Raw genomic sequence first — 16,833 nt, forward strand, 5'->3', positions numbered from 1 at the left:
TCCCCGCCTGGTTAAATACTGAAGCAACCAAGCCGAGAGTTTGAGTGTGTATTTGTCCAAAGAGCTCCGGGGACGCCTGTCTGCATAGGCCGGCTCAATGGTTTCAGCACGAATGTATCGCCTGACGGTGTTGCGTGAGATGCCTAAACGCCTGGCGATCTCTCGCAATGGGACCTGGTCACGAAGGTGCCAGCGTCGAATAATTTCGAGTTTAGCGTGTGTGTTCGCGTTGTTGAACAACGTTATGTCCATCTTGCTGAACTGTGTGACCAAGCTCAGTGGAATATGCATTTGAAGATGTCCTAAACGAAACTGGGAGACTTCCCAACGGAATTTCGCAGGAATTTTTCCGCATCAGGAGGCGAGAGACACATCTTGTTATCGTCCCAGTTTCCGTTTTTCACGAATCCGAGGTGTTCATAGAAATTGCGCGAGGGGGAAAACTCCAAGAACTCCAGGTCAACCCGGCCGCCGCGGCCTTCGGCCTTCGACATCTCCACCGCCTTCTTGATGGCTTCCCTACCTACACCTTTTGTGCCTGGAAGCGCCACGAGGCCGTGAATCTTGACGCTCTCGTCACCCACGGACATCGACAGCACGCCCGCAGGTTTTCCGTCGATCTCGATGACGAAATTCCTGTTCCCGACCATATGCTTGTGTAGGACTGTCCGGCATTGATCGACCCGCTTATTTAGTTCCAATTCGTCGGAGGTCCGACGCGTCCATGCGTGCTTCTTCTTCTTCATTCCGGACAACTTCAAATCTATGTCTTGAGTTTCTCTCTGGAATTTGATGTCAGAAACCACCTCCCTAAAGAATTCGGGTTGCTGCGATGCCGCAGCCGGCCCCCTCGCTTGCAGCGGTCGTATTGGTGCAGCGTTCTGGGATTGTCTTTTCAACCATGATTGACCTGAAGAGTCGGTGTGTGCAGAGTTCAGTGTGTCCGTCGAAGAGGCGGCCGAACTTGCTGTGGCAATGGACGGCCTTGGCGACGAGGGCGACGCAGACGAGGGGGATGCAGGATGAGACATCGTACTCGCGGGAGATGTGCCACTTTGCTGACCCAGGGCTCTTTCTTTCATCTGGCCCAGAAAACTTTGGAGGGCCTGTTCTCGGCCGACAGGGAGTGCCACGTTATGTCGCCGAGCAAAATCTTGAAAGTGGGCGAACATATCGGCAGTTTCTATGAGCTGTTCCGACGTCAACTGTAGATACCCTTTTGACACGCCGTCTGCGAGGTAATGAAAACGGTCGAGTTCGGTTTGCATTTGATGACCAAATTTTTCCGACCCCGGAGTCATGACTGTCGGCGTCAGCTGGTTGCGAATCTGGATGCTGAGCTGGCGCTGGAAAGTACCGCGGTTCTGGTTTCGTCGCATATTGGCCTGCTGCTGCTGGGCAGCATGCGATACAGCAGCGTTCAGAGAGCCCAATGTCTGTTTGAAGACATTGCTGTTGTTTAAAATTTGTATGGCCTGTTCGCGCGACACACCTGGGAACATCCCCCCGTTTTCCCTGAGGATGTAATTCAGATGGCCTTCCAACTCGGCCGATTTTGCGTTCAGCTGATCCAGGTGATACATATCTGACGGATTCAGAGGAAGTGGCCTGGCCTGCAGGGCTGTGAGGGTCCCCACACAGCCATCAAAATCCTGCATCATTTTCGCCGGCGATGGACGCACCGGTATTTTCAGGTGGCCAGATGACATCTGATCGATGGCATGCTGATGATGGGTCTGTCTTATCGTTTCAAGCGCCATGTTTTCAACTCCCCACTACGTATTCGAACCGTGCAGCAGCCCTCGGATCCGCAAGCCATTCCCATGTGAATGGTGTGAAAAGCCGCTTTGGTTCCATCGGCCGCATCGTCGGGAGGAAAGAGGAAAAACGTGCCGCAAGGCAATAGAAGTCAAGAAAACTACGTCAGGAGCCGACGCGCCTCCCGCACCAGCGTGCGCGACAGCCGCTCCATGCGCGGCGACTACACTCTCCACACATGCCAGCACAGGCCGACATCGATCGGCCGCTGCGGGGCGATGTCGATGAGCGCGCCATCGGCGTGCAGCTCGTGCATCTGGATTTCCGGCAGCACGCCCCAGCCAAGGCCGAGCGCGATCGCCTGCATGTAGGACTCGGACGCCGGGATGAAATGGCAGGGATAGCTGCCCTCCTCCATGCCGTAGTGCTTGCGCAGAAATTCCGCCGGCAGACGATCCTTGCGATTGAAGGCGATGAACGGCGCCTTGCCGACCGCCGTGTGCGAACCAGCGCTCGCGAAAAGCCGGCGAGGCCATGCAGCGGTAGCGCATCGGCCCCAAGGGTTCGACCACCCAGCCGCGCATCGGCCGGTCTTCCGCCGAAATGCAGCCGAGCGCGAGCCCGGCTTCCAGCAGCGCGTAAGTGTGTTCCTGGTCGTCGACCGACAGGTCCAGCAGGATGTTCTCTTCCAGCAGGAACGGCGTGAGCGCCGGCAGCAGCCAGCTCCCCAGCGTGTCGGCGTTGACCTCCAGCGTCGCGCGCAGCGGCGCTTCCTCGTCGCCGGCGAATTCGGCCTGCAACTCCTCTTCCAGCGAACGCACCTGTCGCAAGTGCTGCAGACCACTGCATGCAGCTGGTGGTACCCGCCGCATTTCGGAAGCGCAAGGCAGTTTCACCCTGGTGCATCTGTTTCATCAACCGGTTCCCAAACATATAGAGCGCCATGTTGAATTTGCCCGTACCTCGCGGATTAACCTGCAGCTGATGCTGATGCAATTCGTGCAGCACATCTGGTGCAAACGTCTGACGATACCGCTCAAGGAAGGATCTGTCGTCCACGATTAGCCAGAACGGATTGCCCGTTATCCGCGGATACAATTCCGTGAAGGGAACGATGTCACTCTCCTGGTACCACGGCAGAATCCGCCCGGTTTCGCATTGCAGCTTGAGCGTATCGCGTAGCGGCTGGGTGATCTGCACAACCCGATCAAGCGTCTCCGTCAACAGTTGGCTGAACATGTCCGGGACGGGTTGTGTGTTTTCACGGAGAATGCGGCTATCGGATTCTTCGGTCTGCTGTTTTTCTGCGAAGTGCCGCAGCATCAACGATGTCGAGATTCCTCCTGCTGCGCCAGCTGGCCGACCTTTGGCATCCACATAGGTGCGTTCGCGCTTCCAATCCGCCGGGAGGAGGGCAGCTTCTCCAGCGCGGAAGCCAGTAATAATCATCGTGCGGACCGCAGCGAACTTCAATTCGTCCATGAACGTGCGCGGCTTTTCCGTCATGACGATGCGGATACCCTTCTCTGGTGACATTCTCCAGTCCGGGTATGCTGCGTTCAAATGCTCTCTCGTAAACCTTCCATGCTCGACTCTCCAGATCATTTTGGTTGTCATAGAATGACCTGATATGTTTTTTTGTCTTTCTTTTACTCACTGACTTTCCTACTTATTTTCAGCACTTCGGCTACGGCTGCAATCACATCATCTAGTTGAATACCAAGACGCGATCGCTCTGGCTCTTTCAGCATTTCCCTTCTGTTCGAAAGTAAACACTCCAGAACAAAGTTATGATCCGCATCGGAATAAGGCCGAAACTTCGGGCACAGGTAACAGGAGTATGGCGGGTCTAGATGACACAATGTAGTCTTTCGTAATCAGGGCCGACATTAGTTGACAGGCCAATCTCAACATCAAAGCACCAATCGATGAACTGCCGGATGGTAATCAGCCGTTTATTAAAGCTCCCCGGAACAATTGAAATCTTCCGTACCTTCTTGGCCGTGTTTTGATCACGCCGCAAGAAATCAATCAGGCTTGTGGATATCTGAGCTTCCCCTAAACGGCGCGCCCCAGAGACAACCTCAGCAAGATTAATTTGCTCTCGTTCCAACCACCTCCAAAAAATAGCGATCTCTCTCAAGTTTCGAACGAGAGTATTTGCCGCGAGATACCGGCGGCCCAATATGAATTCGTTAGGCCAAGGGATCGGCTGTCCATCCTGATCAATCAACAAAGGAAGCTGATCACCGGACGGATGGTTGGTGATTTCGACAGTAAATGGCATGCGTTACAGAAATGGGTTGTGTGAGTATTTATCTTGCGTATTTCCTACCCGCAACAATCCTATCATCACAAATCAACACCCCATAAAAAAACCCCTCACTCCTTTACAAAGAGAGGGGTCGTTCAAAAACAGATTTATTCTTTTAGAACAGCACGTTACGAGGGACTGCTGGGCCTACTGCTTTACAAATTCGATCTTATAGGACCTAGAACGGGATGTCGTCGTCCATATCCGAGAAATTCGGCGCCGGGCGCGCTGCCGCCGGGGCGCGTGCTGCTCCGCCGCCACTTGCGCCGCCGCTGCTTTGACGTGCCGGCGCACCACCGCCACCGCCGTAGCCGCCGCCGTCATCCATCGATGCACCACCACCCATGCCTTGACGGCTACCGAGCATTTGCATGGTGTCGGCGATGATTTCGGTGGTGTATTTTTCAACGCCGTCCTTGTCGGTCCATTTGCGTGTTTGCAGACGGCCTTCGACGTAGACTTGCGAACCCTTCTTCAGGTATTGGCCGGCGATTTCAGCCAGCTTGCGATAGAAGGTGATGCGGTGCCATTCGGTGAGTTCTTTCTTCTCGCCGCTGCTCTTGTCTTTCCAGCTTTCGGTCGTGGCGACGGCGACGTTGGTGACGGCTTCGCCATTGGGCATGTAACGCGTTTCCGGGTCACGTCCGAGGTTGCCGACGATGATGACTTTATTGACCGATGCCATTGTTTCTCCTGGATTTCACTAAATAAATATTAAGCAGTTGCACTTGCCGGCTGCATTCCGCGGCGCGGCAGATTTTTCATGTTAGACGCGATTATAAGCCAGGTCAGTGTCGCCACCGCACACAGGACGAACACCGACGATGCGCCCGCGTACTGCGTCACCCATCCGCCGAGGACGGCGCCGCTAAACTGACCCAACGCTTGCAAGGTATTGTAAACGCCCAGCGCAGTGCCTTTGGCGGCGGCCGGCGCGATACGCGACACCAACGATGGCTGGCAGGCTTCCAGAATGTTGAACGCGATAAAAAACGCGAACAGCAAAAATACCAGCACGCCCCAATGCGCCGCGAAATGCGACAGCACCGCCCACATGCCGATCTGCACGATCAGCAGCAACGAGATGGCGGCGACGAAGACCTGCTTCATCAGGCCACGCTTCTCGCCGATGAATACCGGCGGCAGCATGAAGGCAAACGACGCCAGCACCACCGGCAGATAAATCTTCCAATGTTCGGCCACCGGCAAACCGGCATATTGCACCAGTGCCGCCGGCAGCACGACGAACATCGCCATTTGTGCCATATGCAACGCGAACACCCCGACATTCAGACGCATCAGTTCGCCGTGACGCAGCACTTCACCGAAAGGCACGCGCCTGGTCCTGACCATCGGTGCATCCGGCACGACGAACAGCACCACGCCGATTGCCGCCAGCGCCAGAACGCCGATCAATGAAAAAATCCCGCTCATGCCAATCAGCTTATATAACAGCGGCGACGCCACCAACGACACCGCAAACGTCAGGCCGATGGAAGCGCCGACCATGGCCATCGCCTTGGTGCGATGCTCTTCGCGCGTGGAGTCGGCGATCAATGCGGTGACCGCCGCCGAGATCGCTCCCGCCCCCTGAATGGCGCGACCGACGATAATCCAGGTGATGTCATGGGCTGCCGCGGCGACAAAGGCGCCCAGCGCGAACAGGATCAATCCGATCACGATCACCCGTTTGCGCCCGTATTTGTCGGATGCGATGCCGAAAGGAATCTGACCAAAGGATTGCACCAGTCCATAGATCCCCATGGCCAGGCCGACCATCGCCGCGTTCTCGCCGCCGGACAAGCCTTTGGCGTACACGGCAAAGACCGGCAGGATCAGAAACAGTCCCAGCATGCGCAAGGCGAAGATCGATGCGAGCGATGCGCTGGCGCGAACTTCCGCACCGGACATGCCGGCTTTCTGTACGGATTCGGAAACGGTGGAATTCATGAGTTTGAGATGACGGCTGGGCAAGCAGGCGAAGCAATGGGAGACACAGCATCCCGCTGCGCAGGCAAATATCCAAACCCGGTATGGTATCAGCAATCAAACCCGAGACCATTTTTAACTCTTGTCATGGAAGCAATTTTCATCGAAAAATGCACCGGCTTTGTCGACTTTTATCGACATGTTGACTTGTAACAGCATGTATCAAAGATGCGCTTTATGTAACAATACGAGGTCATCCAATCCGGACTGATTCCGGCCTTCCATTCGCTTTTTATTTCGATGCTTTCGCCAGCCCGCTTTCCCTATCTCCAGCCGTATCAGACAAGACTGGCGCCCCGTACCGGATGGTGGCTGCTGGCACTGATTACTTGCATTTACTTGCTTCCCGGCATCATTGGGCACGGCCCCTGGAAACAGGATGAAGGATACAGCTTCGGCGTGATTCATCACATGCTGGTGACGGGTGAATACCTGGTCCCGACCAACGCCGGCCAGCCGTTCATGGAAAAGCCGCCGCTGTACTACTGGACGGCGGTCGTTTTCGCCAAGGCGTTCTACCCCTGGCTGAACTATGCCGACGGCGCTCGCATGACCAGCGTGTTCTACATGCTGATCACGTTTTATTTTGTCGCCCGGATCGCCAGGACGGTATGGCGCGAAGACAATTACTTCAACCTGCGCGTGCTCGGCACCCTGGCTTTGTTTGCCGGAACGGCCGGCATGGTCAAACACGCGCACGACATGTTCACCGATGTGGCGCTGGTATGCGGCGGCGTCATCGCCATGTATGGTCTGCTGCAAATCGCACTCAATGAACAAATCAAGGCACCCAGGCTGTCTGCTGCGTTCTGGTTCGGTCTGGGCGTCGGCATCGCGGAAATGTCCAAGGGGCTGTTCCTGCCCATTGTCTATGCCGCCACCGCCTTCTGGGCCGGCATCCTCGTGCGCGAATGCCGTTCCTGGTCTTATCTGCGCATGGTCGGCTTTGCGGTGCTGGTGGCGCTGCCGTTCTTCCTGATCTGGCCGGTGCTGCTGGCGCATCATTCGGTGCCGCTGTTCATGGAATGGTTCTGGGACAACAACATCGGCCGTTTCTTCGGTTTTTCCGTGCGCAAGCTGGGCTCCGATAACGATTCGACCGTCGTTTTCCGCGCCCTTTCCGGCTTCGCCATGCCCGGCACGCCGCTGGCCGTGCTGGCGCTGCTTGGCGGCGGCTGGCGTCATATCCGGCAACCGCGCATCGCCATACCGGTGGTCTTCTGCGCCATTTGCATTGCGATCCTGCAAGCGTCGGCGACGGCGCGTCAGCTGTATTTGTTGCCCCTGATCCTGCCGCTGTGTCTGCTTGGGTCCGGCATTGTCGAACGGCTGCCGTCCTGGATCCCGCTGGCCTGGGACTGGTTCTCGCGACTGTTTTTCGGCGTGGTGACGGTATTGTTGTGGGCCATCTATGTCATCTCCATCGGGTCTCCGGAATATCACTACCATCTCACGTATCTGGGCAAATGGCTGCCGCTGGCCTACATCACGCCGATGCAGCCGGCGGCCCTGGCCGGCGCCGTCGTCGTCACCCTGGCCTGGCTGCTGTGCCTGCCGAAGATCAAACAATGCGGCAAATGGCGCGGCGCCTTCAGCTGGTTTGCCGGCATCACCATGATGTGGGGCGTCGCCTTTACACTGATCCTGCCATGGGGCGATTACGCCAAGAGTTACGAATACGTCTACGAAGACCTGCAAACCGAGCTGGCTCCGGCATGGCGCAAGAGTGATTGCATGGCCAGCATCAGCCTGGGAGAAACGGAAGCGCCGATGCTGTTCTATTACACCGGCATCCTGCATCAACCCGTCGACAAGACGCGAGAAACCGATTGCCGCTGGGTCATCGTCCAGCATCCGTTCGGCACCGGCACGCCGGAAGGCGACTGGACCCAGTTCTGGAAAGGCTCGCGCGACGGCGACGAACAGACTTTTACCGTCTATCAACGCCAAGCGCCGGCAGCCGCGCCATCCGTCGCCACAAACTAGCCTTGCCGCTCACGCGCTGCATGGGGCCGCACCAGCCCGGACTCCCGCCGGCCTGACGACATCAGCCGCAAATGGTGAGTCCTGATATAGTAATAGGTTGATCCTCCATTCAATGTTCATATGAACGTCGAATGGAAAACTTACGCTGAAGGCATCCATGGAAGAAATTCGCATTCGCGGCGCACGCACGCACAATCTGAAGAACATCAGCCTCGACTTACCACGCAACAAACTGATCGTCATTACCGGCCTGTCGGGGTCGGGAAAATCATCGCTGGCATTCGACACGCTGTACGCAGAAGGCCAGCGACGCTATGTGGAGTCGCTCTCTTCCTATGCCCGTCAATTCCTGCAGTTGATGGAGAAACCCGACGTCGACATGATCGAAGGCCTGTCGCCGGCGATCTCGATCGAACAGAAGGCGACCTCGCACAATCCGCGCTCGACCGTCGGCACCGTCACCGAAATCCACGACTACCTGCGCCTGCTGTACGCGCGCGTCGGTACGCCTTACTGCCCCGACCATCCGGAAAATCCGCTGGCGGCGCAATCGGTTTCGCAAATGGTCGACGCCGTGCTGGCCATGCCGGAAGACACCAAGCTGATGATCCTCGCGCCGGTCGTGGCCAATCGCAAGGGCGAACACGTCGATCTGTTCGAACAGATGCAGGCGCACGGCTTCGTGCGCTTCCGCATCCAAAGCGGCACCGGCACCGCCAAGGTCTACGAGATCGACGACCTGCCCAAGCTGAAGAAAACCGAGAAGCACACCATCGACGTCGTCATCGACCGCGTCAAGGTCAAGGACGAGATCAAGCAACGCCTGGCGGAAAGCTTCGAAACCGCCTTGCGCATCGCCGAAGGCCGCGCCATTGCGCTGGAGATGGATACCGGCAAGGAACACCTGTATTCCAACAAGTTCGCCTGCCCGGTCTGCGGCTATTCGCTGCAAGAGCTGGAGCCGCGCCTGTTCTCGTTCAACAACCCGATGGGCGCCTGCCCGGAATGCGACGGCCTGGGCCATATCGAATTCTTCGACCCCAAGCGCATCGTCGCCTTCCCCAATCTGTCGCTGGCCAGCGGCGCGATCAAGGGCTGGGACCGCCGCAACCAGTTCTACTTCCAGATGCTGTCGAACCTGGCGGCGTTCTACGAGTTCGACATCGACATGCCGTTCGAACAGTTGCCGGAAAAGGCGCAGCAAGTCATCCTGTACGGCTCCGGCCGCCAGACCGTGCCGTTCACCTACGTGAACGAGCGCGGCCGCACCGTCATCAAGGAACACACCTTCGAAGGCGTGGTCACCAACCTGCAGCGCCGTTATCGCGAAACCGATTCGATGGCGGTCAAGGAAGAGCTGGCCAAGTTCATCAACGAAAAAGAATGCCCATCCTGCCAGGGTGCGCGTCTGCGCGTGGAAGCACGCTTCGTCAAGATCGGCGCCGGCCGTCAGCAACGCGCGATTTATGAAGTCGCCGCCACGCCGCTGCGCGAAACCCTGTCCTTCTTTGAGAACCTGAAGCTGACCGGCGCCAAGAAGGAAATTGCCGACCGCATCATCAAGGAAATCATCTCGCGCCTGACCTTCCTCAACAACGTCGGCCTCGACTATCTGTCGCTGGAACGCAGCGCAGACACGCTGTCCGGCGGCGAAGCGCAACGTATCCGCCTGGCGTCGCAAATCGGCTCCGGCCTGACCGGCGTGATGTACGTGCTGGACGAACCGTCGATCGGCCTGCATCAACGCGACAATGACCGCCTGATCGGCACGCTCAAGCATCTGCGCGACATCGGCAACAGCGTGCTGGTGGTGGAGCACGACGAAGACGCCATCCGCACCGCCGACTACGTGGTCGACATGGGGCTGGGCGCGGGCGTGCATGGCGGCGACATCATCGCCCAGGGCACGCTGGAGGACATCCTCAAGAGCAAGAAATCGCTGACCGCCAAATACCTCAACGGTTCGCTGGAAATCAGCGTGCCGAAGAAGCGCACGCCCTCCGATCCCGAGCGTCAGCTGACCATCACGGGCGCCACCGGCAACAACCTGAAGAACGTCAGCTTCGATCTGCCGGTCGGCCTGCTGACCTGCGTGACCGGCGTGTCCGGTTCGGGCAAGTCGACGCTGGTCAACGACACGCTGTATCTGGCTGCGTCGCGCCATCTCTACGGCTCGCAAACCGAGCCGGCCGAACATGAATCGATCAGCGGCCTGGAACACTTCGACAAGGTCATCTCGGTCGACCAGGCGCCGATCGGCCGCACACCGCGCTCCAACCCGGCGACCTACACCGGCCTGTTCACGCCGATCCGCGACCTGTTCGCCACCGTGCCCGCCGCCAAGGAACGCGGCTACAGCGCCGGACGCTTCTCGTTCAACGTCAAGGGCGGCCGTTGCGAAGCCTGCCAGGGCGACGGCGTGATCAAGGTCGAGATGCACTTCCTGCCGGACGTCTACGTGCCGTGCGACGTCTGCCACGGCAAGCGCTACAACCGCGAGACGCTGGAAGTGCAATACAAGGGCAAGAACATCACCGAAATCCTCGAGATGACGGTGGAAGACGCGCATGAATTCTTCCTGCCGGTGCCGCTGATCGCGCGCAAGCTGCAAACCCTGCTCGACGTCGGCCTCGGCTACATCAAGCTGGGCCAGAGCGCGACCACGCTGTCGGGCGGCGAAGCGCAGCGCGTCAAGCTGTCGCTGGAACTGTCCAAGCGCGATACCGGGCGTACACTGTACATCCTGGACGAGCCGACCACCGGCCTGCACTTCCACGATATCGACCTGCTGCTGAAAGTGATCCATCGCCTGCGCGACCAGGGCAACACGGTGACCATCATCGAGCACAACCTCGACGTCATCAAGACCGCCGACTGGATCATCGATCTCGGTCCCGAAGGCGGCGCCGGCGGCGGCAGGATCATCGCGACCGGCACGCCGGAAGATGTGGCCAAGAATCCGGAAAGCATCACCGGACACTATCTGGCGCCATTGTTGAAAAAGAAAAAGTAAGACAGTTTAGGATTGATTGCCATGGAAACGCTGCTTTCCTCAGCCCGGATCGAGGATTTCCGGAAGAACGGTTATCTGCTGCTCAAGGGCTTCGTCCCCGACGACGCCTGCGACGACATGCTCGCCGTCGCGCGCGAGCATGTGCAGCAGGCCGTTGCACCGCTGGAGTACGAAGCCGAAGTCGGTTACGCAGGCGCACCCTCGTCGCTGGACGCGCCGGGCGGCCGCACCGCGCGCCGTTTGCGCGCCGCCTGGCAGCGCGACGACCGTTTCCGCGCCTGGGCTTCCGATCCCCGCCTGGTGGCGGCGCTGCACCAGCTGTTTGAAGAACCGGTGTGCATCACGCTGTCGCATCATAACTGCGTGATGACCAAACACCCGACCTTCGGCACCGCGACCGGCTGGCATCGCGATATCCGCTACTGGTCGTTTCCGCGCAATGAATTGATCTCGGTCTGGCTGGCGCTGGGTCCGGAAAACGCCGGCAATGGCGGCCTCAAATTCATCCCCGGTTCGCATCTGCTGCAATTGCAGCCGGAGCAGATGGACGAGCTCGATTTCCTGCGTCCGGAAGTGCCCGCCAATCAGGCGCTGTTTGAACAAGGTATTTCCGTGCCGCTGGAAAAGGGCGACGTGGTGCTGTTCCACAGCGGCTTGTTCCATGCCGCCGGCAAGAACAACTCCGAGCAGATCAAATCGTCGGTGGTGTTTGCCTATCACGGCCGGAGCAACCCGCCGGTTCCCGGTACGCGCTCGGCGTCGTCGGAGGACATTTTGCTGGACTGACGCAGCTCGGATTTTTCGTTCGCCTCAAATTGAAAAAGGGATTGCCATCACGGCAATCCCTTTTTTACCTCTGCTGATTCAGGCTCCGCCATCGGGGCCGGCTCAGAATTGCTCCCAGTCGTCGTCATTGGACTTGCCGCCCGGATTGACACTGCCGGCCGTCAACGCCGGCGTGGTGGACGTAGTGGGTTTCACCGGTTTGGCGACAATTTTTTTCGGCGTTGCCGCCGCTGCCGAAGCGACGGCCGCAGGACGCGGCGTGACATTGACCGTTCTTGCCGGCGCTGCGGCGAGCTGCTGCGCGCCATTGAGCTTGAACACGCCGACGACGTGCGTCAGGCGTTGCGCCTGGTCCTGCAAGGACTGCGCGGCAGCCGCGGCTTGCTCGACCAGGGCGGCGTTTTGCTGCGTGGTTTCGTCCATCTGCGTGATCGCGCGATTGACTTCCTCGATGCCGGAACTCTGCTCCTGGCTTGCCGCGGTGATCTCGCCCATGACGTCGGTCACGCGCTTGACGCTGGCCACCACTTCGTCCATCGTGACGCCGGCCTGCTCGACCAGCTTGCTGCCTTCGCCGACCTTTTGCACGGAGTCGTCGATCAGCGTCTTGATTTCCTTGGCGGCGGCGGCGCTGCGCTGCGCCAGGCTGCGCACTTCGCTGGCCACGACCGCAAACCCGCGGCCCTGCTCGCCCGCGCGCGCCGCTTCAACGGCGGCATTGAGCGCCAGGATGTTGGTCTGGAAGGCGATGCCATCGATCACGCTGATGATGTCGACGATCTTCTTGGACGAGTCATTGATCGTGTTCATGGTGACGACTACCCGGCCCACGACATTGCCGCCCTCTTGCGCGATCTGCGATGCCGATGCCGCCAGTTGATTCGCCTGGCGCGCATTGTCGGCATTCTGCTTGACGGTGGAAGTCAGCTCTTCCATCGCCGAAGCGGTTTCTTCCAGCGATCCCGCCTGGCTCTCGGTGCGCGCGGAGAGGTCGAGGTTGCCGCTGGCGATTTCACTCGACGCCGTCGAGATGGTGTCGGTGCTGACGCGCACTTCGCCGACGATCTGCTGCAGGCGCCCGTTCATGGTTTGCAGCGCTGCCATCAACTGGCCGGCCTCGTCGCGCGAATGCACTTCGATCGCCTGGGTCAGGTCGCCGTCGGCAACGCCCTTGGCCACCTTGACGGCTTCGTTCAGCGGACCGGAAATCGCCCGCACCAGCCAGATGCCCATGATGATCGCCACGGAAACACCGATCGCAATCGCGGCGATGGTCAGGGTCAGGAAGGTCTGGTAGCGCGCCTGCGACTGGTCATACAAGTCTTTGCTGACGTCATTCTGCAAAGTAACCAGTTGCTTCATGGTGGCGTTGATTTGCTTGAACAGTACAAGCAACGGCCCGTTATAAAGATCCGTCGCCCCCTGGAAATCGCGATTGTGCAAGGCTTCCATGGCCGGCTTGACGCCTTCTGCGACGAATTTCTTTTGCTGTGCAGTGAACTGCTCGGCCAGTTTGGTTTCTTCCGGCGTCAGGTAAGTCGCCAGATATTCTTTCCAGACCTTGTCGCCTTCTTTGAGGACCTTCTCCAGATTGTCCATATTTTTGTCGATCTCGCCGGAATCGCCGACGATGGCGGAAGAAATCGTATAACGGCCGGCATCCACGGCATCGGTCACCTGGCCGAGCTGGATCAGTGCGACGACGCGGTCTTCGTACAAGGATTTCAGGTCTGCATTGGTTTTTTGCAAACTGACCAGCCCGACTATGCCAAAAAGCGCGAGCAATACTGAAAGAAAGCTGACAACGAAGATCAGTCGCGCTTTGATAGAGAGATTTTTTAGCATGGGAGCATCCTTAGAATGACTGATTACGCACATTGAGCGCGCATACCAGTTTCCAAGCATTTCTCATACCAAGATACGGAGAACAAAGCCCTCCTCCGGGCGCAATTCAACGAATCGACGGCGGCAGTCCCAGCCATAAACCAAGCGGCACGAAAATCAGCGCGGCAAGGTTGCCCATGAGCACGATTGACGCGACTTTGTCGGGTTCCTGACGGTATTGTTCGGCCACCATGAAACACAGCACCGCCGGCGGCAACGCGGCAAACAGATACATTTGCCCGCGTTGCCCGGACGTCAGCGGCAGCACCTGATCGAGCAGGAGGGCGACCAGCAATCCGACCAGCGGACAAGTGACGGCGCCGACCAGGCCGATGTGCCAGCTCTTGAAACTGATGTCCATCATGCGCACGCCCAGTGCAAACAGCATGATGGGGATACTGGCTTCACCCAACAGCTTCATGGCGGAGAAAACCGGCGGCGGCAGAGGAATGCGGAAGGCCGCGAACAATACGCCCAGCACCATGGCGACCATGATCGGGCTCTTGAACAAACGCAGCCAGGAACCCGGCCGGCTGCTGTTGCTGCGGCCATGCTGCAGCATTCTGACGCCAAGCGAAAAATAGACGAAGGTCGCCGCCGTGAACAAGGCCACCGCCGCCGACAGGCTTCCCGGCCCGAAAGCCAGCAGCATCAGCGGCACTCCCATGTTGCCGCCGTTGTTGTACATCATGGGCGGCAGGAAGGTGCGCTTGTCGTAACCCAGCAGGCGCGCGACCGGCCATGCCAGCAGGCCCGAGCCGAGGGAAATCAGCACGCTCGCGAGAATCAGCCAGGCGTTGTGCACCATGTCGAAATCCTTGGACGCCAACGCGCTGAACACCATCAGCGGCGCCAGTACTTCCATCGACACGCGATTGACCGAGGCCATGTCGGAACGCACCACTTCGCCGCGCCAGCGGGCGTAGCCATAGCCGATGGCGATGATGGCGAAAACGGGAAGGATGATGCCGGTGATGCGGTCGAAAATTTCCATTGTCTATTTTTTCAGCAAGCGCTTTTCCGCTTTCAGGATGTTTTCCGCCGTGCCGCGCAAAACCAGGATGTCGTCGGTCTGCAGCCGGGTGTCCGGCGTGAAGTCGACGCGCAGCTTGCCGCGCCGGAGCATCGTGACTTCGGTGTCGAACTGTTCCAGCGCCACCTGATACAAGGTCTTGCCGATGGCGCTGGCGCCTTCGCCGAGCACCACCGATTCGAGCCGTACATGGAGATTGTCGTTGTCTTCCGGCACATCCGACGCGCCGTGGAAGTAACCGCGCAGCGAGGTGTAGCGCTCGTCGCGCGCACGCTGCACGCGATGCACCACGCGGCGCAGCGGCACGCCCAGCATCACCAGCGCATGGGACGCCAGCATCAGGCTTCCCTCCAGCGCTTCCGGCACGACTTCGGTGGCGCCGGCGGCAAGCAGCTTGTCGAGATCGGCATCGTCGTGACTGCGCACGATCACCGGCAGCGTCGGCACCAGTTCATTGGCGTGATGCAAGACTTTCAGCGCCGACGGCGTGCTGGCGTAGGTGACCACGAGCGCCGCGGCGCGGTGGATGCCGGCGGCGACCAGGCTTTCGCGGCGGGCGGCGTCGCCGTACGACACGTTGGCGCCGGCGACCTGGGTGTCGTGCACCAGATCCGGATCCATTTCCAGCGCGTGATAGGGAATGCCCTCTTCGTCGAGCAGCTTGGCCAGGCTCTGGCCGCTGCGGCCGAAGCCGGCGATGATGACATGCTTGCGGCTCGACATGGTGCGCGTGGCGAGTTGCGTCAGCGCCAGCGATTGCAGCATCCATTCGTTGGCCGACAGCTTCATGACGATGGCGTCGGACTTGGCGAGGATGAAAGGCGCCGCCAGCATCGACAGCACCATCGACGCCAGAATCACCTGGATCAGCAAGGGGTCCATCAGCTGCAAGCCGCCGGCCTGGTTGAGCAGCACGAAACCGAACTCGCCCGCCTGCGCCAGCGCCAGGCCGGTGCGCAAGGCGACGCCGGTGGTCGAACCGAACAACTTCGCCAGACCGGCGATCAGGACGAACTTGAGCAGCACCGGGCCGATCAGCAGCAGCAGGACCAGCCACCAGTGTTCCAGCACCAGACGCCCGTTGAGCAGCATGCCGATGGTGATGAAGAACAAGCCGAGCAGGACGTCGCGGAAGGACTTGATGTCTTCCTCGACCTGATGCTTGTATTCCGTCTCGGAAATCAGCATGCCGGCGATGAAGGCGCCCAGCGCCAGCGACAGGCCGGCCTTTTCCGTGATCCAGGCGGCGCCCAGCGTGATCATCAGCAGGTTCAGCATGAACAGTTCCTGCGAGCGCCGCTTGACGACGACCTGGAACCAGCTGCGCATCAATTTTTGCCCGAAGAACAACAGCAGCGCCAGCACCACTACCGCCTTGGTGGTCGCCCACGCCAGCGTGACGGCAAGGTTGCCGGTGTTTTTGGCCAGTGCCGGCACGATGATCAGCAGCGGCACCAGCGCCAGATCCTGGAACAGCAGGATGCCGAGGATGCGGCGGCCGTGTTCGGTCTCCAGCTCCAACCGTTCGGTCAGCAGCTTGGAAACGATCGCGGTGGACGACATGGCCAGCGCGCCGCCCAGCGCAAACGCCGCCGGCCAGCTGATATTGTTCAGTTGCGGCAGGATGTAGGCGGTACTCCAGCCGAACACCATGGCCACCGCGATGGTCGCCAGCACCTGCGCCACACCCAGCCCGAACACGATATGACGCATGGACGAGAGTTTGGGCAGGGAGAATTCCAGCCCGATCGAAAACATCAGGAAGACCACGCCGAACTCGGCCAGGGCATGGGTGGTTTCATTGTCTTCGGCAAAACCGAGGCCGTGCGGGCCGATGATGATGCCGACGACCAGATAGCCCAGCATCGGCGGCAAATGAAACATTCGAAAAGCAACGACGCCGAGCACTGCGGCGCCAAGCAGAAAAAGTGTGAGTTCCAGACCAGAAAACATGGATTAGAAAACGAAGCAATTTTTATAGGTGAAGGCCATACAGCCTGTTAAGCCAGAACCATGCCTGCCCGGCTATCATCGGTCTGATTTGGTGCATTGTTGCGACAGGCCCGCCCC

At 59.1% G+C, this 16,833-nt stretch carries 12 protein-coding genes and 1 pseudogene; 4 read left to right on the forward strand and 9 right to left on the reverse strand.

Annotated features, from left to right (window positions below; genetic code table 11):
* Positions 1-24 precede the first annotated feature (24 nt).
* The 3 genes and pseudogenes from PMI16_RS05860 to PMI16_RS05870 form a co-directional block, all read right to left on the reverse strand.
* Positions 25-252 (reverse strand): annotated as a pseudogene (locus PMI16_RS05860) (helix-turn-helix domain-containing protein); the annotation flags it as partial.
* A gap of 50 nt (positions 253-302) precedes the next feature.
* Positions 303-1,760, reverse strand: a complete 1,458-nt coding sequence (locus PMI16_RS05865; RefSeq protein WP_007877415.1) for a GNAT family N-acetyltransferase — start codon at positions 1,758-1,760, stop codon at positions 303-305.
* Positions 1,761-1,981: 221 nt separating this feature from the next.
* Entirely contained in the window at positions 1,982-2,176 is a 195-nt protein-coding gene (locus PMI16_RS05870; protein ID WP_081493370.1) for a hypothetical protein, read from the reverse strand.
* Between the two features lie 260 nt (positions 2,177-2,436).
* On the opposite strand from PMI16_RS05870, the gene PMI16_RS05875 reads away from it, so the two are divergent.
* Positions 2,437-2,823, forward strand: a complete 387-nt coding sequence (locus PMI16_RS05875; RefSeq protein WP_034379370.1) for a hypothetical protein — start codon at positions 2,437-2,439, stop codon at positions 2,821-2,823.
* Positions 2,824-3,607: 784 nt separating this feature from the next.
* On the opposite strand, the gene PMI16_RS05880 is transcribed toward PMI16_RS05875, so the two are convergent.
* The 3 genes from PMI16_RS05880 to PMI16_RS05890 all read right to left on the reverse strand — a co-directional run bounded on the left by PMI16_RS05880 (position 3,608) and on the right by PMI16_RS05890 (position 6,022).
* Positions 3,608-4,045 carry a hypothetical protein gene (locus PMI16_RS05880; protein ID WP_034379371.1) on the reverse strand — a complete coding sequence of 146 codons (438 nt, stop codon included), beginning with the start codon at positions 4,043-4,045 and terminating at the stop codon, positions 3,608-3,610.
* 205 nt (positions 4,046-4,250) lie between these two features.
* On the reverse strand, positions 4,251-4,757 hold the full coding sequence (gene ssb / locus PMI16_RS05885) for a single-stranded DNA-binding protein (protein ID WP_007877419.1): 507 nt from the start codon (positions 4,755-4,757) through the stop codon (positions 4,251-4,253).
* A gap of 29 nt (positions 4,758-4,786) precedes the next feature.
* Positions 4,787-6,022 (reverse strand): MFS transporter, encoded by a 1,236-nt coding sequence (locus PMI16_RS05890; RefSeq protein WP_007877420.1) that lies wholly within the window; start codon positions 6,020-6,022, stop codon positions 4,787-4,789.
* A gap of 438 nt (positions 6,023-6,460) precedes the next feature.
* On the opposite strand from PMI16_RS05890, the gene PMI16_RS05895 reads away from it, so the two are divergent.
* The 3 genes from PMI16_RS05895 (at position 6,461) to PMI16_RS05905 (ending at position 11,846) form a co-directional block, all read left to right on the forward strand.
* Positions 6,461-8,047, forward strand: a complete 1,587-nt coding sequence (locus tag PMI16_RS05895) for an ArnT family glycosyltransferase (RefSeq protein ID WP_157212541.1) — start codon at positions 6,461-6,463, stop codon at positions 8,045-8,047.
* 157 nt (positions 8,048-8,204) lie between these two features.
* Positions 8,205-11,060, forward strand: a complete 2,856-nt coding sequence (uvrA, locus tag PMI16_RS05900) for an excinuclease ABC subunit UvrA (protein WP_007877422.1) — start codon at positions 8,205-8,207, stop codon at positions 11,058-11,060.
* A gap of 21 nt (positions 11,061-11,081) precedes the next feature.
* Positions 11,082-11,846 (forward strand): phytanoyl-CoA dioxygenase family protein, encoded by a 765-nt coding sequence (locus PMI16_RS05905; protein ID WP_007877423.1) that lies wholly within the window; start codon positions 11,082-11,084, stop codon positions 11,844-11,846.
* Positions 11,847-11,948: 102 nt separating this feature from the next.
* Here the strand turns inward: PMI16_RS05905 and PMI16_RS05910 are convergent, their stop codons facing one another.
* The 3 genes from PMI16_RS05910 to PMI16_RS05920 form a co-directional block, all read right to left on the reverse strand.
* On the reverse strand, positions 11,949-13,691 hold the full coding sequence (locus PMI16_RS05910; protein WP_007877424.1) for a methyl-accepting chemotaxis protein: 1,743 nt from the start codon (positions 13,689-13,691) through the stop codon (positions 11,949-11,951).
* Between the two features lie 106 nt (positions 13,692-13,797).
* On the reverse strand, positions 13,798-14,724 hold the full coding sequence (locus tag PMI16_RS05915) for an AEC family transporter (RefSeq protein ID WP_007877425.1): 927 nt from the start codon (positions 14,722-14,724) through the stop codon (positions 13,798-13,800).
* A gap of 3 nt (positions 14,725-14,727) precedes the next feature.
* Positions 14,728-16,716 carry a monovalent cation:proton antiporter family protein gene (locus PMI16_RS05920; RefSeq protein ID WP_007877427.1) on the reverse strand — a complete coding sequence of 663 codons (1,989 nt, stop codon included), beginning with the start codon at positions 16,714-16,716 and terminating at the stop codon, positions 14,728-14,730.
* Positions 16,717-16,833: the final 117 nt, after the last annotated feature.

The sequence above is a fragment of the Herbaspirillum sp. CF444 genome (assembly GCF_000282135.1).
Classification (GTDB): domain Bacteria; phylum Pseudomonadota; class Gammaproteobacteria; order Burkholderiales; family Burkholderiaceae_D; genus Herbaspirillum.